Annotated in this window: 1 pseudogene; it reads right to left on the bottom strand. The window is 51.9% G+C overall.

Features of this window, described 5'->3' with window-relative positions:
* Positions 1–682: 682 nt before the first annotated feature.
* Positions 683–1,085: pseudogene (locus RDN66_RS13295) on the bottom strand (IS1-like element IS1X2 family transposase); the annotation flags it as partial.

Below are 1,085 nucleotides of genomic sequence, written 5' to 3'. Positions count from 1 at the left end.
TCACGAAATCTGACGCTCAAATCAGTGGTGGCGAAACCCGACAGGACTATAAAGATACCAGGCGTTTCCCCCTGGTGGCTCCCTCGTGCGCTCTCCTGTTCCTGCCTTTCGGTTTACCGGTGTCATTCCGCTGTTATGGCCGCGTTTGTCTCATTCCACGCCTGACACTCAATTCCGGGAAGGCAGTTCGCTCCAAGCTGGACTGTATGCACGAACCCCCCGTTCAGTCCGACCGCTGCGCCTTATCCGGTAACTATCGTCTTGAGTCCAATCCGGAAAGACACGACTTATCGCCACTGGCAGCAGCCACTGGTAACAGGATTCACGGAGCAGAGTAGTAGAGTGCTTCTACAGAGTTCTTGAAGTGGTGGCCTGACTGCGGCTACACTGGAAGGACAGTTTTGGTATCTGCGCTCCGTGAAAGCCAGTTACCTTCGGAAAAAAGAGTTGGTAGCTCTTGATTCCGGCAAACGAACCACCGTTGGTAGCGGTGGTTTTTTTGTTTGCAGGACATGAGATTACGACGCAACAGAAAGGATCTCAAGAAGTTCCTTGCTGTATTGCTACTATCCTAGAGATCTGCCCCATTAGGGGCATTATCAGATGACGGCCTTGTAATCCACGATAAAAAACCCAGAAACCAGAAGAGTTGGCCCAGCGACATATGGGTAATGCTGCCAACTTACTGATAGTGTTTTATGTTCAGATAGTGTCCGATGACTTTGTCATGCAGCTCCACCGATTTTGAGAACGACAGTGACTTCCGTCCCAGCCTTGCCAGATGTTGTCTCAGATTCAGGTTATGTCGCTCAATGCGCTGAGTATAACGCTTGCTGATAACGTGGCAGCTTTCCCTTCAGGCGTGATTCATACAGCGGCCAGCCATCCGTCATCCATACCACGACCTCAAAGGCCGACAGCAGGCCAAGAAGACGCTCCAGCGTGGCCAACGTGCGTTCACCGAATACGTGCGCCACAACCGTCCTCCGTATCCTGTCATACGCGTAAAACAGCCAGCGCTGACGTGATTTAGCACCGACGTAGCCCCACTGTTCGTCCATTTCAGCGCAGACAATCACATCACT

This window comes from uncultured Kluyvera sp., assembly GCF_902485085.1.
Classification (GTDB): domain Bacteria; phylum Pseudomonadota; class Gammaproteobacteria; order Enterobacterales; family Enterobacteriaceae; genus Kluyvera; species Kluyvera ascorbata.
The sequence above is the reverse complement of the archived record's forward strand: the minus strand, read 5'-3'. Positions and strand labels throughout refer to the sequence as shown.